This window comes from Nocardia sp. NPDC047038 (assembly GCF_040644075.1).
GTDB lineage: Bacteria > Actinomycetota > Actinomycetes > Mycobacteriales > Mycobacteriaceae > Nocardia > Nocardia sichangensis.
Genome location: NZ_JBEYVQ010000004.1, coordinates 436,216 through 454,703 on the forward strand (window position 1 = coordinate 436,216; position 18,488 = coordinate 454,703).

The 18,488-nt window shown below is 68.7% G+C and carries 16 protein-coding genes and 2 pseudogenes; 14 read left to right on the top strand and 4 right to left on the bottom strand.

All coding sequences use genetic code 11. The annotated features are described in order from the left end of the window. The first annotated feature begins 34 nt into the window (after positions 1-34). From ABZ824_RS18595 to nuoN, 13 genes and pseudogenes are all read left to right on the top strand, one after another. The gene (locus ABZ824_RS18595) at positions 35-589 is read left to right on the top strand and encodes an NADH-quinone oxidoreductase subunit B (RefSeq protein ID WP_040866749.1); all 555 of its coding nucleotides are present in this window, start codon (positions 35-37) and stop codon (positions 587-589) included. Beyond that, a complete protein-coding gene (locus ABZ824_RS18600) occupies positions 586-1,362 on the top strand; it encodes an NADH-quinone oxidoreductase subunit C (RefSeq protein WP_356964350.1) in 777 nt (258 codons plus the stop codon). Before ABZ824_RS18595 ends, ABZ824_RS18600 begins: the two co-directional genes overlap by 4 nt. Then, positions 1,362-2,687 (top strand): NADH dehydrogenase (quinone) subunit D, encoded by a 1,326-nt coding sequence (gene nuoD, locus ABZ824_RS18605; RefSeq protein WP_356964352.1) that lies wholly within the window; start codon positions 1,362-1,364, stop codon positions 2,685-2,687. The genes ABZ824_RS18600 and nuoD overlap by 1 nt, the downstream gene beginning before the upstream one ends. Beyond that, entirely contained in the window at positions 2,684-3,451 is a 768-nt protein-coding gene (gene nuoE / locus ABZ824_RS18610; RefSeq protein ID WP_355073996.1) for an NADH-quinone oxidoreductase subunit NuoE, read from the top strand. The genes nuoD and nuoE overlap by 4 nt, the downstream gene beginning before the upstream one ends. Continuing rightward, complete coding sequence (nuoF, locus tag ABZ824_RS18615; RefSeq protein WP_356964354.1) at positions 3,448-4,770, top strand: NADH-quinone oxidoreductase subunit NuoF; 1,323 nt, start codon at positions 3,448-3,450, stop codon at positions 4,768-4,770. Before nuoE ends, nuoF begins: the two co-directional genes overlap by 4 nt. Beyond that, positions 4,767-7,304 (top strand): NADH-quinone oxidoreductase subunit G, encoded by a 2,538-nt coding sequence (locus tag ABZ824_RS18620; protein ID WP_356964356.1) that lies wholly within the window; start codon positions 4,767-4,769, stop codon positions 7,302-7,304. The genes nuoF and ABZ824_RS18620 overlap by 4 nt, the downstream gene beginning before the upstream one ends. 16 nt (positions 7,305-7,320) lie before the next feature. Further along, positions 7,321-8,598 (top strand): annotated as a pseudogene (gene nuoH / locus ABZ824_RS18625) (NADH-quinone oxidoreductase subunit NuoH); the annotation flags it as partial. Positions 8,599-8,604: 6 nt separating this feature from the next. Next, positions 8,605-9,189, top strand: a pseudogene (nuoI, locus tag ABZ824_RS18630) (NADH-quinone oxidoreductase subunit NuoI); the annotation flags it as partial. Continuing rightward, positions 9,186-10,016 carry an NADH-quinone oxidoreductase subunit J gene (locus ABZ824_RS18635; protein WP_356964358.1) on the top strand — a complete coding sequence of 277 codons (831 nt, stop codon included), beginning with the start codon at positions 9,186-9,188 and terminating at the stop codon, positions 10,014-10,016. The pseudogene nuoI and the gene ABZ824_RS18635, both read left to right, overlap by 4 nt. Continuing rightward, complete coding sequence (gene nuoK / locus ABZ824_RS18640) at positions 10,013-10,312, top strand: NADH-quinone oxidoreductase subunit NuoK (RefSeq protein ID WP_355074002.1); 300 nt, start codon at positions 10,013-10,015, stop codon at positions 10,310-10,312. Before ABZ824_RS18635 ends, nuoK begins: the two co-directional genes overlap by 4 nt. Before the next feature lies 1 nt (position 10,313). Next, positions 10,314-12,200 (top strand): NADH-quinone oxidoreductase subunit L, encoded by a 1,887-nt coding sequence (gene nuoL / locus ABZ824_RS18645; RefSeq protein ID WP_356964359.1) that lies wholly within the window; start codon positions 10,314-10,316, stop codon positions 12,198-12,200. Next, a complete protein-coding gene (locus ABZ824_RS18650; protein ID WP_356964361.1) occupies positions 12,197-13,819 on the top strand; it encodes an NADH-quinone oxidoreductase subunit M in 1,623 nt (540 codons plus the stop codon). The genes nuoL and ABZ824_RS18650 overlap by 4 nt, the downstream gene beginning before the upstream one ends. Further along, positions 13,816-15,441: an NADH-quinone oxidoreductase subunit NuoN gene (gene nuoN / locus ABZ824_RS18655; RefSeq protein WP_356964363.1), complete on the top strand. Its 1,626-nt coding sequence runs from the start codon at positions 13,816-13,818 to the stop codon at positions 15,439-15,441. Before ABZ824_RS18650 ends, nuoN begins: the two co-directional genes overlap by 4 nt. A 66-nt stretch (positions 15,442-15,507) precedes the next feature. On the opposite strand, the gene ABZ824_RS18660 is transcribed toward nuoN, so the two are convergent. The 3 genes from ABZ824_RS18660 to ABZ824_RS18670 are packed head-to-tail and all read right to left on the bottom strand — an operon-like array spanning position 15,508 to position 17,122. Next, positions 15,508-16,335 carry a helix-turn-helix transcriptional regulator gene (locus ABZ824_RS18660; RefSeq protein WP_355074010.1) on the bottom strand — a complete coding sequence of 276 codons (828 nt, stop codon included), beginning with the start codon at positions 16,333-16,335 and terminating at the stop codon, positions 15,508-15,510. A 5-nt stretch (positions 16,336-16,340) separates the two neighbouring features. After that, on the bottom strand, positions 16,341-16,889 hold the full coding sequence (locus tag ABZ824_RS18665) for a DUF6879 family protein (RefSeq protein ID WP_355074012.1): 549 nt from the start codon (positions 16,887-16,889) through the stop codon (positions 16,341-16,343). Further along, positions 16,889-17,122, bottom strand: a complete 234-nt coding sequence (locus ABZ824_RS18670) for a hypothetical protein (protein ID WP_355074014.1) — start codon at positions 17,120-17,122, stop codon at positions 16,889-16,891. Before ABZ824_RS18670 ends, ABZ824_RS18665 begins: the two co-directional genes overlap by 1 nt. 250 nt (positions 17,123-17,372) lie before the next feature. Between ABZ824_RS18670 and ABZ824_RS18675 the strand changes: the two genes are divergently transcribed. Beyond that, positions 17,373-17,615: a helix-turn-helix domain-containing protein gene (locus tag ABZ824_RS18675; protein WP_159929549.1), complete on the top strand. Its 243-nt coding sequence runs from the start codon at positions 17,373-17,375 to the stop codon at positions 17,613-17,615. 37 nt (positions 17,616-17,652) lie between these two features. Here the strand turns inward: ABZ824_RS18675 and ABZ824_RS18680 are convergent, their stop codons facing one another. Further along, positions 17,653-18,483, bottom strand: coding sequence for an alpha/beta hydrolase (locus tag ABZ824_RS18680; RefSeq protein ID WP_356964367.1), 831 nt, complete (start codon positions 18,481-18,483; stop codon positions 17,653-17,655). Between the last annotated feature and the right edge of the window lie 5 nt (positions 18,484-18,488).

Sequence of the window (18,488 nt, forward strand, 5' to 3'; positions counted from 1 at the left end):
TCGTAGCCGACGAGTGGAAGCGAGTCAGTAGAACATGGGTCTCGAGGAAAAACTGCCCAGCGGCTTCCTGCTGAGCACCGTCGAGGATTTCGCCGGATACCTGCGCAAGGGCTCCCTGTGGCCGGCCACCTTCGGGCTCGCCTGCTGCGCCATCGAGATGATGGCCACCGGCGGGGGCCGTTTCGACATCGCCCGCTTCGGCATGGAGGCCTTCCGCGCCTCGCCGCGGCAGGCCGATCTGATGATCGTCGCTGGCCGGGTGAGTCAGAAGATGGCTCCGGTGCTGCGCCAGGTCTACGACCAGATGACCGAACCCAAATGGGTGCTGGCGATGGGCGTCTGCGCCTCCTCCGGCGGGATGTTCAACAACTACGCCATCGTGCAGGGCGTCGATCACGTGGTGCCGGTGGACATCTACCTGCCCGGCTGCCCGCCCCGGCCGGAGATGCTGCTGAACGCGATCCTGGCATTGCACGCCAAGATTCAACAGATGCCGCTCGGCGTCAACCGCGAGGAAGCCATTCGCGCCGCCGAACAGGCCGCGCTCGCCTCGACGCCGACAATCCGGATGGAGGGTCTGCTGCGATGACCTTCGACACCCCCGACGACACCGAAACACCGCCCGCGCACGACGCGATCGACGCCGCCGCCACCGCGGGCCCCGAAGGCACACTGCCCGAGGAGGATTCCGCGCCGGCCGAGGCCGACGTGATCGGAGTGCGCCGCGGCATGTTCGGCGTCACCGGCACCGGCGACACTTCCGGCTACGGCCGCCTGGTCCGCCCCGTCACCCTGCCCGGCGGCACGCCCGCCCCCTACGGCGGGTACTTCGACGAGCTGGTCGCCGCGCTCCACGCCGCGCTCGCCGCCGCCGGCGCCCGCTCCGACGCCGCGCTCGAGAAGGTGATCGTCTTCCGTGGCGAACTCACTTTGCACGTGCGCAGGGAGCATCTACCCACGGTGGCCCGCGCGTTGCGCGACGATCCCGCACTGCGATTCGAGCTCTGCCTCGGCGTCGACGGCGTGCACTACCCGGAGGACTCCGGCCGTGAACTGCACGCCGTCTACCACCTCATGTCGATCACGCACAACCGCCGTCTACGCGTGGAGGTCTCCGCGCCGGACGCGGACCCGCACATCCCCTCGCTCTACGAGGTGTATCCGACCACCGACTGGCATGAGCGCGAGACCTACGACTTCTTCGGCATCCGGTTCGACGGGCACCCCTCGCTGACCCGGATCACCATGCCGGACGACTGGCGCGGTCACCCCCAGCGCAAGGACTACCCGCTCGGCGGGATCCCGGTCGAATACAAGGGCGCGCGCATCCCGCCGCCCGACGAGCGGAGGGCATACAGCTGATGAGCGACACCGACACCGAACCCGAGGTCACCGCGCCCGAGCCCGCCACGGTCACCGTCGCAGGCCAGGACTGGGACCAGGTGGCCGAGACGCTGTCCGGCGCGGGCGAAGAACGCATCGTCGTCAACATGGGTCCGCAGCATCCGTCCACCCATGGTGTGCTGCGCCTGATCCTCGAGATCGAAGGCGAGACGGTCACCGAGGCCCGCTGCGGAATCGGCTACCTGCACACCGGGATCGAGAAGAACCTCGAATTCCGCAACTGGACCCAGGGCGTCACGTTCGTCACCCGGATGGACTACCTGTCGCCGTTCTTCAACGAGACGGCGTACTGCCTTGGCGTGGAGAAACTGCTCGACATCACCGAGCAGATCCCCGAGCGCGCCACGATCGTCCGCGTGCTGCTGATGGAACTCAACCGCATCTCCTCGCACCTGGTCGCCCTGGCCACCGGCGGCATGGAGCTCGGGGCGTTGACGCCGATGCTGTTCGGCTTCCGCGAACGCGAGCTGATCCTCGACGTGTTCGAGACGATCACCGGCCTGCGGATGAATCACGCGTTCATCCGCCCCGGCGGCCTGGCTCAGGATCTCCCCGACAACGGCGTCACCAAGGTGCGCGAACTGCTCGCGCTGCTGCCCGAACGGCTGCGCGATATGGAGCGCCTGCTCACCGCCAACCCGATCTGGAAGGCCCGCACCCAGAACATCGGCTATCTCGACCTGCAGGGCTGCATGGCCCTCGGCATCACCGGCCCGGTGCTCCGCGCCACCGGCCTGCCGCACGACCTGCGCAAAGCCCAGCCGTACTGCGGCTACGAGAATTACGAATTCGACGTTCCCATCACCACCGGATGCGACTGCTACGGCCGCTACGTCATCCGGGTGGAAGAGATGAAGGAATCGTTGAAGATCGTCGAGCAGTGCCTGGACCGGTTGCGGCCCGGCCCGGTCATGATCGACGACAAGAAGATCGCCTGGCCCGCCGACCTGCAACTCGGGGCAGACGGACTCGGCAACTCTCCCGAGCACATCGGCAAGATCATGGGCACGTCCATGGAGGGCCTGATCCACCATTTCAAGCTGGTCACCGAAGGCATCCGCGTTCCGGCCGGCCAGGTGTACGCGGCCGTCGAGTCACCGCGCGGCGAGCTGGGCGTGCACATGGTCAGCGACGGCGGCACCCGGCCCTACCGCGTGCACTACCGCGACCCCTCGTTCACCAATCTGCAAGCGGTCGCGGCGATGTGCGAGGGCGGCATGGTCGCCGACGTCATCGCCTCGGTCGCCAGCATCGACCCCGTCATGGGCGGAGTGGACCGATGAACCCGGCAACAGACGGCGATACCCCGAACGGCGGCTACGGGACCGGTGGCACGCGGGTCCTGCTGAAACTCAGCGCCCGGCCCGAGCCATACCAGCCCTTCGTGCGCGAACGGCTCGAAACCGACGCCAAGGAGATCATCGCGCGCTATCCGCATCCGCGCTCGGCGCTACTGCCCCTGCTGCACCTGGTGCAGTCCGAGGAGGGTTGCGTCACCGGCACCGGAATCGAGTTCTGCGCCGAGCAATTGGGCTTGACCGGCGCCGAAGTCACCGCGGTCGCCACCTTCTACTCGATGTTCCGGCGCACACCGACCGGCGACTACCACGTCGGCGTCTGCACCAATACGCTCTGCGCGGTCATGGGCGGCGACGCCATCCTCGCCGCACTCGAGCGCCACCTCGGCATCGGGCACGGCGAGACCACCGCGGACGGATCGATCACGCTGGAGCACGTCGAGTGCAACGCGGCCTGCGACTTCGCGCCGGTCGTCATGGTCAACTGGGAGTTCTTCGACAACCAGACCCCCGAGTCCGCGCGGGCGCTGGTGGACGCGCTGCGAGCCGGACAGCAGGTCACCCCGACCAGGGGCGCGCCGCTGTGCACGTTCAAGCAGACCGCCCGCATCCTCGCCGGTTTCCCCGACGAGCGTCCCGGTGTGCTCGACGGCGCGGCCGGTGACGCGACACTCGCCGGCCTGCGTGTGGCCCGCGAACAGGGCATGCGCGCCCCCGCGCCGGAAGAGGACACGGAGGGCAGGCGATGACGCTCACCCCGGTGCTGAGCACCTACTGGGACGATCCGCAGTCCTGGACGATGGACACCTACCTGCGCCACGACGGCTACCAGGCGCTGCGCACCGCCCTGCGGACGGACCCGGATCAGATCATCCAGACCGTCAAGGACGCGGGCCTGCGCGGGCGCGGCGGCGCGGGCTTCCCCACCGGCATGAAATGGAGTTTCATCCCGCAGGGGCCGGGTCCCGACGGCGTCACCAAACCGCACTACTTGGTGGTGAACGCCGACGAATCGGAACCAGGCACCTGCAAAGACATTCCGCTCATGCTGGCCGCCCCGCACGCGCTGATCGAAGGCGTCGTCATCGCCGCCTACGCCATCCGCGCGGCGCACGCGTTCATCTACGTGCGCGGCGAGGTGGTTCCGGTGCTGCGGCGGCTACAGGCCGCGGTGGCCCAGGCCTACGAGGCGGGCTTCCTCGGTCACGACATCCTCGGCTCCGGCTACGACCTCGAGCTGATCGTGCACGCGGGCGCGGGCGCCTACATCTGCGGTGAGGAGACCGCACTGCTGGACTCGCTGGAAGGGCGCCGCGGCCAGCCTCGGCTGCGCCCGCCGTTCCCCGCCGTCGCGGGTCTGTACGCCTGCCCGACCGTGGTGAACAACGTCGAGTCCATCGCCAGCGTGCCGCCCATCATCCGCAACGGCATCGCGTGGTTCCGCTCCATGGGCAGCGAGCGCTCGCCCGGCTTCACGCTCTATTCGCTGTCGGGTCACGTCACCCGGCCCGGGCAGTACGAGGCCCCGCTGGGCGTGACGCTGCGCGAACTACTCGGCTACGCCGGTGGCGTTCGCGCCGGGCATCGCGTGAAGTTCTGGACGCCGGGCGGCTCGTCCACGCCGCTGTTCACCGAGGAACACCTCGACGTGCCGCTCGACTACGAAGGCGTCGCGGGTGCGGGATCCATGCTCGGCACCAAAGCCTTGCAGATCTTCGACGACAGCACCTGCGTGGTGCGCGCCGTGCTGCGGTGGACGGAGTTCTACGCCCACGAGTCCTGCGGCAAGTGCACCCCATGCCGGGAGGGCACCTACTGGCTGGTGCAGCTGCTGCACCGTATCGAGGCGGGCACCGGCGTCGCATCCGACCTGGACAAGCTGCTCGACATCAGCGACACCATCAACGGCAAGTCGTTCTGCGCCCTCGGCGACGGCGCCGCCAGCCCGATCATCTCCTCGCTGAAGTACTTCCGCGAGGAGTACGTCGAACACCTGCGGCTGGGCCGCTGCCCGTTCGACCCGGCGCGCAGCACGGCATGGGCCGAGTCAGGAGAAGAGGTCCGATGAAACCGGTATCGCGGAGCGATTCGATCAGGGGTGGCGGCCGGGCGGCGAACGGGCCTGCCGCCGTGCGTGACAACAACGGCGGGCCCGCGCCCGCCGACCTGGTGACCGTGACCATCGACGACACCGCCATCAGCGTGCCGCCCGGCACACTGCTGATCCGGGCCGCCGAGCTCATCGGCATCCAGATCCCCCGCTTCTGCGACCATCCGCTGCTCGACCCGGTCGGCGCATGCCGTCAATGCCTGGTCGAAGTCGAAGGGCAGCGCAAGCCGGTCGCCTCCTGCACCATGGCCGTCGCCGACGGCATGGTGGTGCGCACCCAGCTCACCTCCCCCGCCGCCGACAAGGCGCAGGAGGGCGTGATGGAGCTGCTGCTGATCAACCATCCGCTGGACTGTCCGGTGTGCGACAAGGGCGGCGAGTGCCCGTTGCAGAACCAGGCGATGTCCACCGGCCGCGCCGAAAGCCGGTTCGACGGCCGCAAACGCACCTATCCCAAACCGATTCCGCTGTCCACGGCCGTGCTGCTGGACCGGGAACGCTGTGTACTCTGCGCCCGCTGCACCCGTTTCTCCCAGCAGATCGCGGGCGACCCGTTCATCGAACTGATGGATCGCGGCGCGCTGCAACAGGTCGGCACCGCGCAGGCCGAACCGCTGGACTCTTATTTCTCCGGCAACACCGTGCAGATCTGCCCCGTCGGCGCGCTCACCGGCACCGCCTACCGATTCCGCGCGCGCCCGTTCGACCTGGTGTCCAGCCCGAACGTCTGCGAGCACTGTGCCTCCGGCTGCGCCCAGCGCACCGACCACCGGCGCGGCAAGGTGTTGCGCAGGCTGGCCGGAGACGACCCGCAGGTCAACGAGGAGTGGAACTGCGACAAGGGCCGGTGGGCTTTCGCCTACGCCACCGGACCCGACCGGCTCACCACCCCCCTGGTGCGCGGCTGGGACGGCGAACTCGCCCCCGCCTCGTGGTCGCAAGCGCTGGCCGCGGCCGCGGAGGGGCTGGCCGCGTCCTTCGGCAACGCCGGCGTGCTGGTCGGCGGCCGGGTCACCGAGGAGGACGCCTACGCCTACGCGAAGTTCGCGCGAGTCGCCCTCGGCACCAACGACGTCGACTTCCGCTCCCGCGCGCATTCTGCCGAGGAGGCCGATTTCCTCGCCGCCCGCGTCGCGGGCCAGGACGGCGCGGTCACCTACGACAGCATGGAAGCCGCACCGGTCGTCCTGCTCGTCGGATTCGAACCCGAGGAAGAATCGCCGATCGTCTACCTGCGGCTGCGCAAGGCGGCCCGCAAGCGCGGCCTGCCGATCTACTCGCTCGCGCCGTACTCCTCGCGCGGGCTCGAGCGCATGTCCGGACGGCTGATGCGCGCCGTGCCGGGCGCCGAACCGCATCTGCTCGACGCCATCCGCACCGGCGAGATCACCACGCCCGGCGCGGATCCCGCCCAGCTGGCCGATCTGGCCCGGCTGCTGCGCGAACCCGGTGCGGTGATCATGGTCGGCGAGCGGATGGCGGGCGTCGCGGGCGCGCTGTCGGCCGCGGTGCGCCTCGCCGACGAAACCTCGGCCGCCCTCGCCTGGGTGCCGCGCCGGGCAGGCGAACGTGGCGCGGTCGAAGCGGGCGCCATGCCCGGCCTGCTTCCCGGCGGCAGGCCCGTCGCCGATCCCCGTGCCCGCCAACAGGTCCGGGCTGTCTGGAACGTGCCGGAGCTGCCCGTCGGCGCGGGCCGGGACACCACGGCGATCCTGGAGGCCGCCTCCGGCCTCGGCGCGCTGGTCATCGGCGGAGTCGATGTCGCCGACCTGCCCGATCCGGCCGCAGCGCTGGCCGCGATCGACGCGGCCAGGTTCGTGGTGAGTCTGGAACTGCGCCGCAGCCCGGTTACCGAACGCGCCGACGTGGTCTTCCCGGTAGCCGCGGCCATGGAGAAATCCGGCACCTTCCGCACCTGGGAGGGCAGGCCGCGCCCGTTCGCCGCCGCGCTCGGTGACGACATGGTGCGCCGCCAGACCGCGCCGCTGTCGGATCAGCGCGTGCTGCACGCCATCGCCGAAGAGATGTCGGTGCGCCTCGGCTTGCCCGACATCGAATCCGCCCGCGCCGAACTCGCCGAACTCGGCGCGTGGGACGGCGCACCCGTCACCGCCCCCACGCACGGGCCGAACCCGTTGCCGCGGCTCGAGCCGGGAACGGCGGTGCTCGCCAGTTGGCGCATGCTGCTGGACGAAGGCCGGATGCAGGACGGCGAACCGAATCTGGCCGGCATCGCCCGGCCCCCGGTGGTGCGCCTGTCGGCCGCCACCGCCGCCGAGATCGGCGTACAACCCGACGACCCGGTCACAGTCGCCACCAGCCGCGGCACGGTCACGCTCCCCCTGATGATCAGCGACCTGCCCGACCGGGTGGTCTGGCTGCCGCAGCACTCGCCCGGCTGCTCCATCGCCGAGCAACTCGCCGTGCAGCCCGGCGCGATCGTGCATCTGCGGCACGCCGACGAGAGGATGAAGGAGCACCGTCATGAGTGATCTCGCCGCGCTCGCCTTGACCTCCACGGTTACCCACGCCGCCTCCGATCCCTACGCGCCCGCCGGCTTCGGGCACGACCCGTTGTGGCTGGTGATCGTCAAGGCGCTGGCCGTCTTCGTCTACCTGATGCTGATTCCGCTGATCGCCGTACTCGCGGAACGAAAGATCGTGGCACGCATGCAAATGCGGATCGGCCCCAACCGGACCGGGCCGTTCGGCTCGTTGCAGAGCATCGCCGACGGCGTGAAGATGGCCCTCAAGGAGGACATCGTCCCGGCGATCGTGGACAAGCCGATCTACATCCTGGCGCCGGTCATCTCGGTGGTGCCCGCGTTCATGGCGTTCGCGGTGATCCCCTTCGGGCCCGAGGTGTCGTTCTTCGGTGTCATCACGCCACTGCAGCTCACCGATCTGCCGGTGGCGGTGCTGTACATCCTCGCGATCACCTCCATCGGCGTCTACGGCATCGTGCTGGCCGGATGGTCGTCGGGCTCGACCTATCCGCTGCTGGGCGGGTTGCGCTCGACCGCGCAGGTCATCTCCTACGAGATCGCGATGGCGCTGTGCTTCGCGACGGTGTTCCTGCTCGCGGGCACGATGGCCACCTCCGGCATCGTGTCCGCGCAGGAAGGCACCTGGTACGTGTTCCTGCTGCTGCCGTCGTTCCTGATCTACTGCGTCTCGATGGTCGGCGAGACCAACCGGGCGCCGTTCGACCTGCCGGAGGCCGAGGGCGAGCTGGTCGGCGGCTTCCACACCGAGTACTCCTCGCTCAAGTTCGCCATGTTCATGCTGGCCGAGTACGTCAACATGGGAACGGTGTCCGCGCTGGCCACCACCTTGTTCCTGGGTGGCTGGCACGCCCCGTGGCCGCTGAACATGTGGGACGGCGCCAATTCCGGTTGGTGGCCGGTGCTGTGGTTCACCGCGAAGGTCTGGACGTTCCTGTTCGTGTTCATCTGGCTGCGCGGCACACTGCCCCGGCTGCGCTACGACCAGTTCATGAACCTCGGTTGGAAACTGCTGATCCCGACCTCGCTGGCTTGGGTCATGGTGGTGGCCACCGCACGGGTGCTGCAGGCCGAGGGCTATCGGGTGCAAACCCCCATCCTGGTGATCGGCGGCTTGGTGGTCACCGGTCTGCTGGTGCTGCAATTCTTGCGGGCGGGCCGGGCGCAGGCGGCGCCGCCACCGGTCGAGCAACCCGTGACCGCGGATTCCCCCGAGTCGACGGTCTTCCTCGGCTTCCCGGTTCCGCCGCTGCCCGCCGACGCGCACACACGCGACGCCACCCGCACCAAAGCCGGGCTGTTCGATCCACTGGGCGGGTTCGCGGTCACCGCGGGCACCATGTTCAAGAAGCCGAACACCGAGTTCTATCCCGAGCAGAAGACGCCGACCGCGCCGCGTTACCACGGCAGACACCAGCTCAACCGGCATCCCGACGGCTTGGAGAAGTGCATCGGCTGTGAGTTGTGCGCATGGGCCTGCCCCGCCGACGCGATCTACGTCGAGGGCGCCGACAACACCGAGACCGAACGGTTCTCGCCCGGTGAACGATACGGCCGGGTTTATCAGATCAACTACCTGCGCTGCATCGGCTGCGGCCTGTGCATCGAAGCCTGCCCCACCCGGGCGCTGACGATGACCAACGACTACGAGATGACCGATGACAACCGGGCCGACCTGATCTACGAGAAGGACCGATTGCTCGCCCCGTTGCAGCCCGGAATGACCCCACCGCCGCACGCCATGCACCCCGGCGCCGACGAGGCCGACTACTACCTCGGCCGGGTGCCCGGCGCGCCTGCCACCAGCGGTGCCACGGCGACCGACGCACTCCGCAAACCCGCCGCCGCCGGCGCGGAAGGAGTGACACGATGACCGAACTGATACTGGCCGCGGAGCCACTGACCCGCGCGTCCACCGGCGAGACCGTCCAATTCTGGATCCTCGCCCCTATCGCCGTGCTCGGCGCGCTCGGCATGGTGTTCGCCCCCAAGGCCGTGCACTCCGCACTGTGCCTGGCCGCGACGATGATCGCGCTGGCCGCGTTCTACATCGCCCAGGACGCACTGTTCCTCGGCATCGTGCAGATCGTGGTCTACACCGGCGCGGTCATGATGCTTTTCCTGTTCGTGCTGATGCTCGTCGGCGTCGACTCCGCCGAATCGCTCAAAGAGACCATCCGCGGCCAGCGACTCGCCGCCGCCGCGGTCGGCATCGGCTTCGGGCTGCTGCTCAGCGGCGGCATCGCCCACGGCGTACGCGAATCCGGAACCACCTTCCCCGCCAACGGTTTCCCCGGCCGCAACGTGATCGCCGAATTGGCCGAACTGATCTTCCTGCGCTACGTGTGGGCATTCGAACTCACCGGCGCCCTGCTGATCACCGCAACCATCGGCGCCATGGTGCTCGCGCACCGCGAGCACTTCGGCCCCCGCACCGACCAGCGTGAACTGTCGCGCCGCCGCTTCCGCGAGGAGGGCCACCGCGCCACACCGCTGCCCACCCCCGGCGTCTACGCCAGGCACAACGCGGTGGACATCCCCGCGCGGCTGCCCGACGGGTCGTTCGAGGAACTGTCGGTCAGCACCATCCTGCGGCACCGCCGCACCAGGGCGCTCACCGAAGCGGCCGTCATCTCGGTCGGCACCACGCCCGCGGCGGACGCGGCCGACACACCCAGCGACGAGGAAGGCAACCGGTGAATCCCGAGAACTACCTGTTCCTGTCCGCCCTGCTGTTCACGATCGGCGCGGCCGGAGTGCTGCTGCGGCGCAACGCCATCGTCGTGTTCATGTGCATCGAGTTGATGCTCAACGCGGTGAACCTCGCGTTCGTCACCTTCGCCCGGATGCACGCCAACCTCGACGGACAGGTGTTCGCGTTCTTCACGATGGTGGTCGCCGCGGCCGAGGTGGTCGTCGGCCTGGCCATCATCATGACCATCTTCCGCACCCGCCGCTCGACCTCGGTCGACGACGCCAACCTGCTGAAGTTCTGACGTGGACACCGCAACGCTGTGGCTGCTGCCCGCCCTCCCCCTGGCGGGCGCGATCGTCCTGCTGCTGACCGGACGTTACGCCGACAAGTGGGGCCATCTGCTCGGCACCGCGCTGGCCCTGGCCTCGTTCGTCGTCGCCGCGCTCGCGTTCGCCGACATGCTCGGGCGCGACACCGCCGACCGCGCGGTGCGCCAGGATCTGTTCAGCTGGGTTCCAGTAGCCGGTCTCCAGGTCGACTTCTCGCTGCGACTCGATCAGCTGTCGATCTGTTTCGCGCTGCTGATCACCGGCGTCGGCTCGCTGATCCACATCTACTCGATCGGCTACATGAGCCACGACCCGGCTCGGCGGCGGTTCTTCGCCTACCTGAACCTCTTCCTCGCGGCCATGCTGCTGCTGGTCCTGGCGAACAACTACCTCGTGCTCTACCTCGGCTGGGAGGGCGTCGGCCTGGCTTCCTACCTGCTGATCGGGTTCTGGCACGAAAAGCCCTCGGCGGCAACGGCGGCCAAAAAGGCCTTCGTCGTCAACCGGGTCGGCGACATGGGCTTGGCGATCGCGATGATGGTCATGTTCGCGACGTTCGGGTCGATCGACTTCGACGTCGTGTTCGGCGCCGCGTCCGCCGCGGGCGAGGGCACACTCACCGCGATCGGCCTGTTGCTGCTGCTGGCCGCGTGCGGCAAGTCCGCGCAGGTGCCGCTGCAATCCTGGCTCGGTGACGCGATGGAAGGCCCCACCCCGGTGTCGGCGCTCATCCACGCGGCAACCATGGTCACCGCGGGCGTGTACCTGATCGCGCGCTCCAACGCGATCTTCGACCTCGCACCGAACGCGCGCCTCGGCGTGGTGCTGGTCGGCGCGGTCACCCTGCTGTTCGGCGCGATCATCGGCTGCGCGAAGGACGACATCAAGAAGGCGCTCGCCGCCTCCACCATGAGCCAGATCGGCTACATGGTGCTGGCCGCCGGACTCGGCCCCGCCGGATACGCCTTCGCCATCATGCATCTGCTCACCCACGGGTTCTTCAAGGCCGGGCTGTTCCTCGGCGCCGGTTCGGTGATGCACGCGATGAACGACGAAACCGACATGCGCCGCTACGGCGGACTGCGCACCCTGCTGCCGATCACCTACGTCACCTTCGGCCTCGGCTACCTCGCCATCATCGGCGTTCCGCCGTTCGCCGGGTTCTTCTCCAAAGACCGGATCATCGAGGCGGCGTTCAACCAGGGCGGTCTCGATGGAGTCGCGCTGGGACTGGTCACGCTGCTGGGCGCGGGACTGACCGCGTTCTACATGACGCGGGTCATGCTGATGACGTTCTTCGGCGAACGGCGCTGGAAACCGGACACCCACCCGCACGAAGCCCCCGCGGTGATGACCGGGCCGATGATCCTGCTCGCCCTCGGCTCGATCGGGGCGGGCGCGGTGTTCGTCTTCGGCTCCTCGCTGCAGAACTGGCTCGAACCGGTCGTGGGCGCCCACCACGGCACCGAGACCGTTCCCGCGGCGCTGGTCACCATCCTGGCGCTGGGCGTGGTCGCCGTCGGAGTCTGGGTGGCCTACTCGCAGTACGCGCAGCGCGACATCCCCGAGACCGCACCCGAAGCCGTCTCCGCGCTCACCGTCGCGGCGCGCCGCGACCTCTACGGCGACGCGGTCAACGAAACGGCGTTCATGCGGCCGGGACAGTACCTCACCCGGGCGCTGGTATTCCTCGACAATCGCGGCATCGACGGCGTCGTGAACGGCACCGCGGCGCTGATCGGCGGGTTGTCCGCACGAGCCCGGCGTGTGCAGTCCGGCTTCGTGCGCTCCTATGCCCTGTCCATGTTCACCGGCGCGGCCCTGGTGGCCGCAGCCCTGCTGGCGGTGAGGTTGTGGTGAGCGAGTTCCCCTGGTTGACGACGCTGTGGCTGGCGCCGGTCGTCGGTGCGGCGATCGTGCTCGTGCTGCCCGCCGCGCGACGCACGCTCGCGCGCGCGGTGGCACTGGCCTTCTCGGTGCTCACGCTCGGTATCGGCATCGCGCTGGCGGTGCGCTTCGATCCCGGCGGCGCGCAATACCAGTTCGTCGAATCCCATCAGTGGATTCCGGCGTTCGGCGCCGGCTACACCCTCGGACTGGACGGCATCGCACTGGTGCTGGTGCTGCTGACCGCGGCACTGGTGCCCCTGCTGATCCTGGCGGGCTGGCACGACGAACGCGAAGTCGGCAGCGGCAAGCGGGTGGCCCACACTTACGTCGCGCTCATCATGCTCGTCGAGGCGATGGTGCTGGTCTCCTTCGTCGCCTTGGACATCCTGCTGTTCTACGTCTTCTTCGAGGCGATGCTCATCCCGATGTACTTCCTCATCGGCGGGTTCGGGCCGCGCACCGGCGACGCGCTGGTGCGCAGGCAGCGCTCGCGCGCGGCGGTGAAGTTCTTGCTGTACAACCTGTTCGGCGGGCTGATCATGCTGGCCGCGGTCATCGGGTTGTACGTACTCACCGCCCGCGAAGGTTTGGGCGAAGGGTCCTCGGGCACGTTCGATTTCCGCACCGTGGTCGCCGCCGCCAACGCCGGGCAGCTCGGCGCGGGTCCCGCGGTGCTCAATGCCCTGTTCCTCGGGTTCATGTTCGCTTTCGCGGTGAAGGCGCCCTTGTGGCCGCTGCACACCTGGCTGCCCGACGCCGCCGTCGCCGCCACGCCTTCCAGCGCGGTGCTGATGATGGCGGTGGTCGACAAGGTGGGCACCTTCGGCATGCTGCGCTACTGCCTGCCCCTGTTCCCCGACGCGTCGAGCACCTATGCGCCGCTGGTGATCACGCTCGCGGTGATCGGCATCGTCTACGGCGCGCTGCTGGCCATCGGGCAGACCGACGTGATGCGCCTGATCGCCTACACCTCGATCTCCCACTTCGGTTTCATCATCCTCGGCGTCTTCGCCATGACCAGCCAGGGTCAAACCGGCGCGACGCTGTACATGGTCAATCACGGCATCTCCACCGCCGCACTGTTCCTGGTGGCCGGTTTCCTGGTGTCGCGGCGCGGAACCCGGCTCATCGCCGAGTACGGCGGCGTGCAGAAGGTGGCCCCGGTGCTGGCGGGCACGTTCTTCATCGCCGGTCTCGCGACGCTCTCGCTACCCGGGCTCGCACCCTTCGTCAGCGAATTCCTCGTGCTGATCGGTACCTTCACCCGCTACCAGTTCGCCGCCGTGATCGCCGCGAGCGCGTTGGTGCTCGCTGCCCTCTACGTCCTGTGGCTCTACCAGCGGATGATGACCGGACCGGTGAAGAAAGGCAACGAGCGGATCTGGGATCTCGCCCCGCGCGAACTCGCCGTCGTGATACCGCTGATCGCCGCGCTGCTGTTCCTCGGCATCTACCCGAAAGTCTTGACCGACTTCATCAATCCCGCGGTGAGCCAGACCCTCACCACAATCGGCCGGACCGACCCCGCACCGTCGACACCACCGGCGGAAGCCGGATCGACCCACCATCCCGGAGGTGTCCAGAAATGACCGACCTCGCCTCCACTGCGACGCTCGCCGCGAGCGTTCCCGCGCCGAGCATCGAATACGGCGCCCTGTCCCCCATGCTCATCGTGTTCGGCGCCGCCGTCCTCGGTGTACTGGCCGAAGCGTTCGTCGCCCGGCACTACCGCTATGCCACCCATCTGGTACTGAGCGTGGGCGGCTTGGTCGCCGCGCTGATCGCGGTGGTGCTGCTGGCGGGCACCGAATCCACCGCTGTCGCCGGTGCGGTCGCGATCGACGGCGTGACGCTGTTCCTGCAGGGCACGATCCTGGTGGTGTCGCTGCTCGGGATCCTGTTCATCGCCGAGCGCGGAGCCGAGCCGCGTCTGCGGGCGCGGTCGGGCCCCGGAACCTGGAGCCGAGCCGCCGCCACCCTCGAACGCGGCGTGGACGCGTTCACGCCCCAGGCCTCGGCGGTGCCCGGCAGCGCGACCGAAGCCGCGGCGCTGCGCGCGGGTGTCGCGACTACCGAGGTGTTCCCCCTGACGCTGTTGGCCGTCGGCGGCTTGCTGTTGTTCCCGGCGTCCAACGACCTGCTGACCATGTTCGTCGCCCTCGAAGTGCTGTCGCTGCCGCTGTATCTGCTGTGCGGTCTGGCCCGGCGCAAGCGGTTGCTCTCCCAAGAGGCGGCGCTGAAGTACTTCCTGCTCGGCGCGTTCTCCTCGGCGTTCTTCCTCTACGGCGTCGCGCTGCTGTACGGCCAGGCGGCTACGGTTCGACTCGGCGGCATCGCCGACGCGATCGCCCAGCATCCGGACAACGCGACGCTGGCGGTCCTCGGGGTCGCGATGCTCGCGGTCGGCCTGCTGTTCAAGATCGGCGCGGTGCCGTTCCAGTCCTGGGTGCCCGACGTCTACCAGGGCGCTCCCACGGCGATCACCGGGTTCATGGCCGCGGCCACCAAAATCGCGGCGGTCGGCGCGTTGGTGCGTGTGCTGCAGGTCGCGGTGCCCGGTCTGCGCGACGACTGGCGGCCCATCCTCGCGGCCGTCGCGATCGCCACCATGGCCGTCGGCGCGGTCATGGCGATCACGCAGACCGACGTCAAACGAATGCTCGCGTATTCGTCGGTGGCGCATGCCGGGTTCCTGCTCACCGGCCCGGTGGCGGCCAACGACCGCGGTGTCGCGGCCGTGCTGTTCTATCTGCTGGCTTACGGAATCGGCACACTCGGCGCGTTCGCGGTGGTCAGCTCGGTCCGCGAGCCGGACGGTGAGGAGGCCACCGGCCTGCCACGGTGGGCGGGGCTGGGCCGCAGGTCACCCTGGCTGGCAACGGTATTCGCGCTGTTCCTGCTTTCCTTCGCGGGGTTGCCGCTCACCAGCGGCTTCGTCAGCAAGTTCACCGTCTTCGAAGCCGCCGCTTCGGGCGGCGCGGCACCACTGGTCGTCATCGGCGTGATCTGCAGCGCCGTCGCGGCGTTCTTCTACCTGCGGGTCATCGTGCTCATGTTCTTCACCGACCCGCCCGCCGACGCGCCGGTGCTGGTCAGCCCCCCGCTGACGACGACGATCGTGGCGGTCACCGCGGCGATCACGTTCGCGCTCGGTGTCTTTCCGCAGCCGTTGCTCGACCTCGCCGATCAGGCGGCGACGTTCGTTCGCTGACCGGCCCGCTCGCCCCGATGCCGCCGCACGACCGCGGCGGCATCGTCGTCTCACGGCTCGACGCACTCAGGCGCCGCGCCGGCCTTGCAGCGCTTTCGCGATCAGCGCCCGGGCGCGATCGCCGTACTCGGCTTGGTCGGCAAGGATCGCGAAGGTCTTCTCGTGCAGCGCGATCTCGGACGGGCGCGTGATGGTCAGCTCCGCCGAAACCGTCTCGGTCAGCACCTGTGAGCGGTCGTAGATGACGAAGTTCGTCGCGGGGGCGCGGTACTCGGCGCAGATCGGGATGATGCCCAACCGCACAGTCGGGTTGGCCATCACCGCGAGCAGGTGGGCGAGCTGCTCGGCCATGACGGTCGCGTCGCCGACCGTGCGCCAGAGCGCGGCCTGGTTGACCACGAAGTGGAACCGGTGTTTCGCCCGGAAGAGCACCTGCTTACGGGTCATGCGCGCGGCCACCGCTTCTTCCAGGTCGTCGCGCCCACCGGTCACCGCGATGCAGGCGGTCAGGATCGCGCGCGCGTAGCCCTCGGTTTGCAACAGCCCCGGCAACGTGTCCGGCGCGTACCAGCGGATCTGCGTGGTCTGCGATTCCAAATGGATCGATTGCCGTTGCCTGCGCGCGTGCCCGGAGGCAACGGTGCGCTGCCATTCCAGGTACATCGACTGCAGATTGCGCGCATTGGCGACCAGATCGTCCAGCACGGCAGTGTTACCGCACGCTTCACACCACGCGGCGAGGTCCGCTTCCGACGGCGTCTGCTTGCCGCCCTCGATCCGGGAGACCTTGCTCGAATGCCAGCCGCACCTCGCGGCCAGCTCCAGGCCGGTGAGGTGGGCAGCGCGACGAAGTTCACGCAGGCGCGCGCCCAGCACCTCGCGTGCGTCCGACACACCGTTCACTCGGGTACGTGCTCACTCTCGCAATATCGTTGATGATCGATGCCCATGGGCCACAGCCGTTCCCGCACCCGCAGGTACCGGGCGACCAGCGCCGGATCAGTACTGATCGACAGCCCGGTGAACGCCCCGTTCTCGGCGAAGGTGTTGAAGGCAACCGTGTCCGAATCGAACAGCCAGTAGTCGTCGTGCGGCAGATCCGCCGCGTCGACCAGATGCCGCGGTAGCCAGCGCACCGCCTCGCCGGTGGCGATGTTGTCGTCGGTCGCCGACAACAACCACCGGGTGTAGCCGGTATGCGGGACCGTCACGACACGTAGTCGCTCCAGCGTGACTCCGCGGGTGGCCGACTCGACCATCAGAGCATCCCAGGCTTTCCACGACTCGGGCTGTTCCTCTCGCTCGTACGCTACTCCGGCATCGAAGCGGCGCAACGCTTCCTGCTCGTCCTCCATCAGGTACTGATCTCTCACCTCCAAGTGGAAAGCGCGGAATCGAGCCGCCCGAAAGAGCGGCTCGAAACAGCGGTCACCGGCGACGTGCAGCATCAGCGCACCACCACGGCGGTTTCGTGACAGTCGAGGGTCAACTGGGCGAGCAGTTCGGGGTCGGTGACCGGTTCGCCGGCCACCAGCACCGAACCGCAGGTTCCACTCGGCTCCACCCGTAGCCACATGCCTGGTTCCAGCCAGTCCAGCAATTGGTGCGGTACACGCACCGTGCCCGTGCGGTCGGTGGCATCGCCCTGCACCACGAGCACGCCGGTGTCGGTCGCATACACGGCGGGGCAAGCTCCATGGTCGGATCCGGATCCGAGAAGTCGCAGGTTCATAGCTGATCCTTTGCGAGAGCTGGCGGACGATGTCGTGCAATCGTCCCCACCGGACCCGATGCCGGTCAACGCACTTCGCAAAGTCGCGCAAAATGTGGGCGGCGGTATCGGTGTGGCTTCTACCGTCGATTCGGCAACCCGGGCCACCGCGCCGATGTCGGTCCCGGGCTGCCTTCTCCTCGAGGGAAAGGGCCGCGACATGATGAGACGCCCCAGGACTGCCGCCGATTTCGCGGTGCTGGGTGTGCTGGCGCCGGGCGGGTTGCTCACTGTGGAGCAGCTGGCGCAGCAGGCGCGGCTGACCGCCTGGTCGGTGCGCAGCGCATTGCTGCGCCTGCAGTCGCGCGGTTTGATCATGGACTGCCAGCACCGCGGCCGCTGGGCCATCACGCCGCGCGGCCGCGGCGAGTGGGCCGCGAAGGGCCGCAGATTCACGTTGTGAGCCGGATCCCGAGACTTCGCAGGCGACTCCAGCCGATTCAGGACTTGTCGATGATTTCGCGCAGCCGGTCGGCGAAGGCGCCGGGATCGTCGACGAATCCGGTGTGTCCACCGGGGAACAGCGTTGGCGTCAGGTCGAGCGCCGCGGCGAGCGCGCGCGAGGTGCGATCACAGAATTGCCCGGCGGATTCCGCGCCGATACCGATGACGAGACGAGTGGACGCGTGGCGCAGGGCGCGGATATCGGGTTCCCAAGTGGTGGTGCCGCGGATCTCGTGGGCGAACCAGTAACGTTCACTGGCCAGCTGCCGCGGGTCGCGCTCCGGGCCGAACATCTGCTCGAGCACCGGCTCGGGCATCGCAATGTTCGCGGCCGCGAAGAACTTCCGCCAAGCGCCGAGCACGTCGCCTCGGGCATAGGTGGCGACGAGGTCGTCGGTTGCGGCTCGATGCTCGTCCCGGTCGGCGATCAGCGCGTTGATCGGTGGTTCGTGCGCGATCGCCGTAGTGACGAGATCAGGACGAGACCGGGCGAGTGCGAGCGCGGTCACCGCACCGCCACTGGAACCGAAGACCACGGCGGGCCCGGCGTCGACGTGCGCGATCAGCCGGACGAGGTCGTCGGCGCGCAGTTCCGGCGTCGAGTCCGCTTCGGCGTCCTTCAGCGTGGAACCTTGGTGCCCACGCGGGTCGGTGGTGAGCACGGTGTGGTCCACGGCCAGCAGGTCGGCCAACGGCGCGAACGCGGCGGCGTCCATCGGCGCGCCCGCCAGTACGACCAGCGGGCCCGCGCCACGCAGTTCGTAGTACAGGTGCGCACCCGGGACGTCGAGGGTCCGCGCGGTGACCGCGGACGGCAGATGGGTCATGGGTT

Excerpts from the sequence above, each read along its gene's own strand:
- ABZ824_RS18595 (WP_040866749.1), top strand. The coding sequence starts at position 35 with ATGGGTCTCGAGGAAAAACTGCCCAGCGGCTTCCTGCTGAGCACCGTC.
- ABZ824_RS18600 (WP_356964350.1), top strand. The coding sequence starts at position 586 with ATGACCTTCGACACCCCCGACGACACCGAAACACCGCCCGCGCACGAC.
- nuoD (WP_356964352.1), top strand. The coding sequence starts at position 1,362 with ATGAGCGACACCGACACCGAACCCGAGGTCACCGCGCCCGAGCCCGCC.
- nuoE (WP_355073996.1), top strand. The coding sequence starts at position 2,684 with ATGAACCCGGCAACAGACGGCGATACCCCGAACGGCGGCTACGGGACC.
- nuoF (WP_356964354.1), top strand. The coding sequence starts at position 3,448 with ATGACGCTCACCCCGGTGCTGAGCACCTACTGGGACGATCCGCAGTCC.
- ABZ824_RS18620 (WP_356964356.1), top strand. The coding sequence starts at position 4,767 with ATGAAACCGGTATCGCGGAGCGATTCGATCAGGGGTGGCGGCCGGGCG.
- ABZ824_RS18635 (WP_356964358.1), top strand. The coding sequence starts at position 9,186 with ATGACCGAACTGATACTGGCCGCGGAGCCACTGACCCGCGCGTCCACC.
- nuoN (WP_356964363.1), top strand. The coding sequence starts at position 13,816 with ATGACCGACCTCGCCTCCACTGCGACGCTCGCCGCGAGCGTTCCCGCG.
- ABZ824_RS18665 (WP_355074012.1), bottom strand. The coding sequence starts at position 16,889 with ATGCTGCACGTCGCCGGTGACCGCTGTTTCGAGCCGCTCTTTCGGGCG.
- ABZ824_RS18675 (WP_159929549.1), top strand. The coding sequence starts at position 17,373 with ATGATGAGACGCCCCAGGACTGCCGCCGATTTCGCGGTGCTGGGTGTG.
- ABZ824_RS18680 (WP_356964367.1), bottom strand. The coding sequence starts at position 18,483 with ATGACCCATCTGCCGTCCGCGGTCACCGCGCGGACCCTCGACGTCCCG.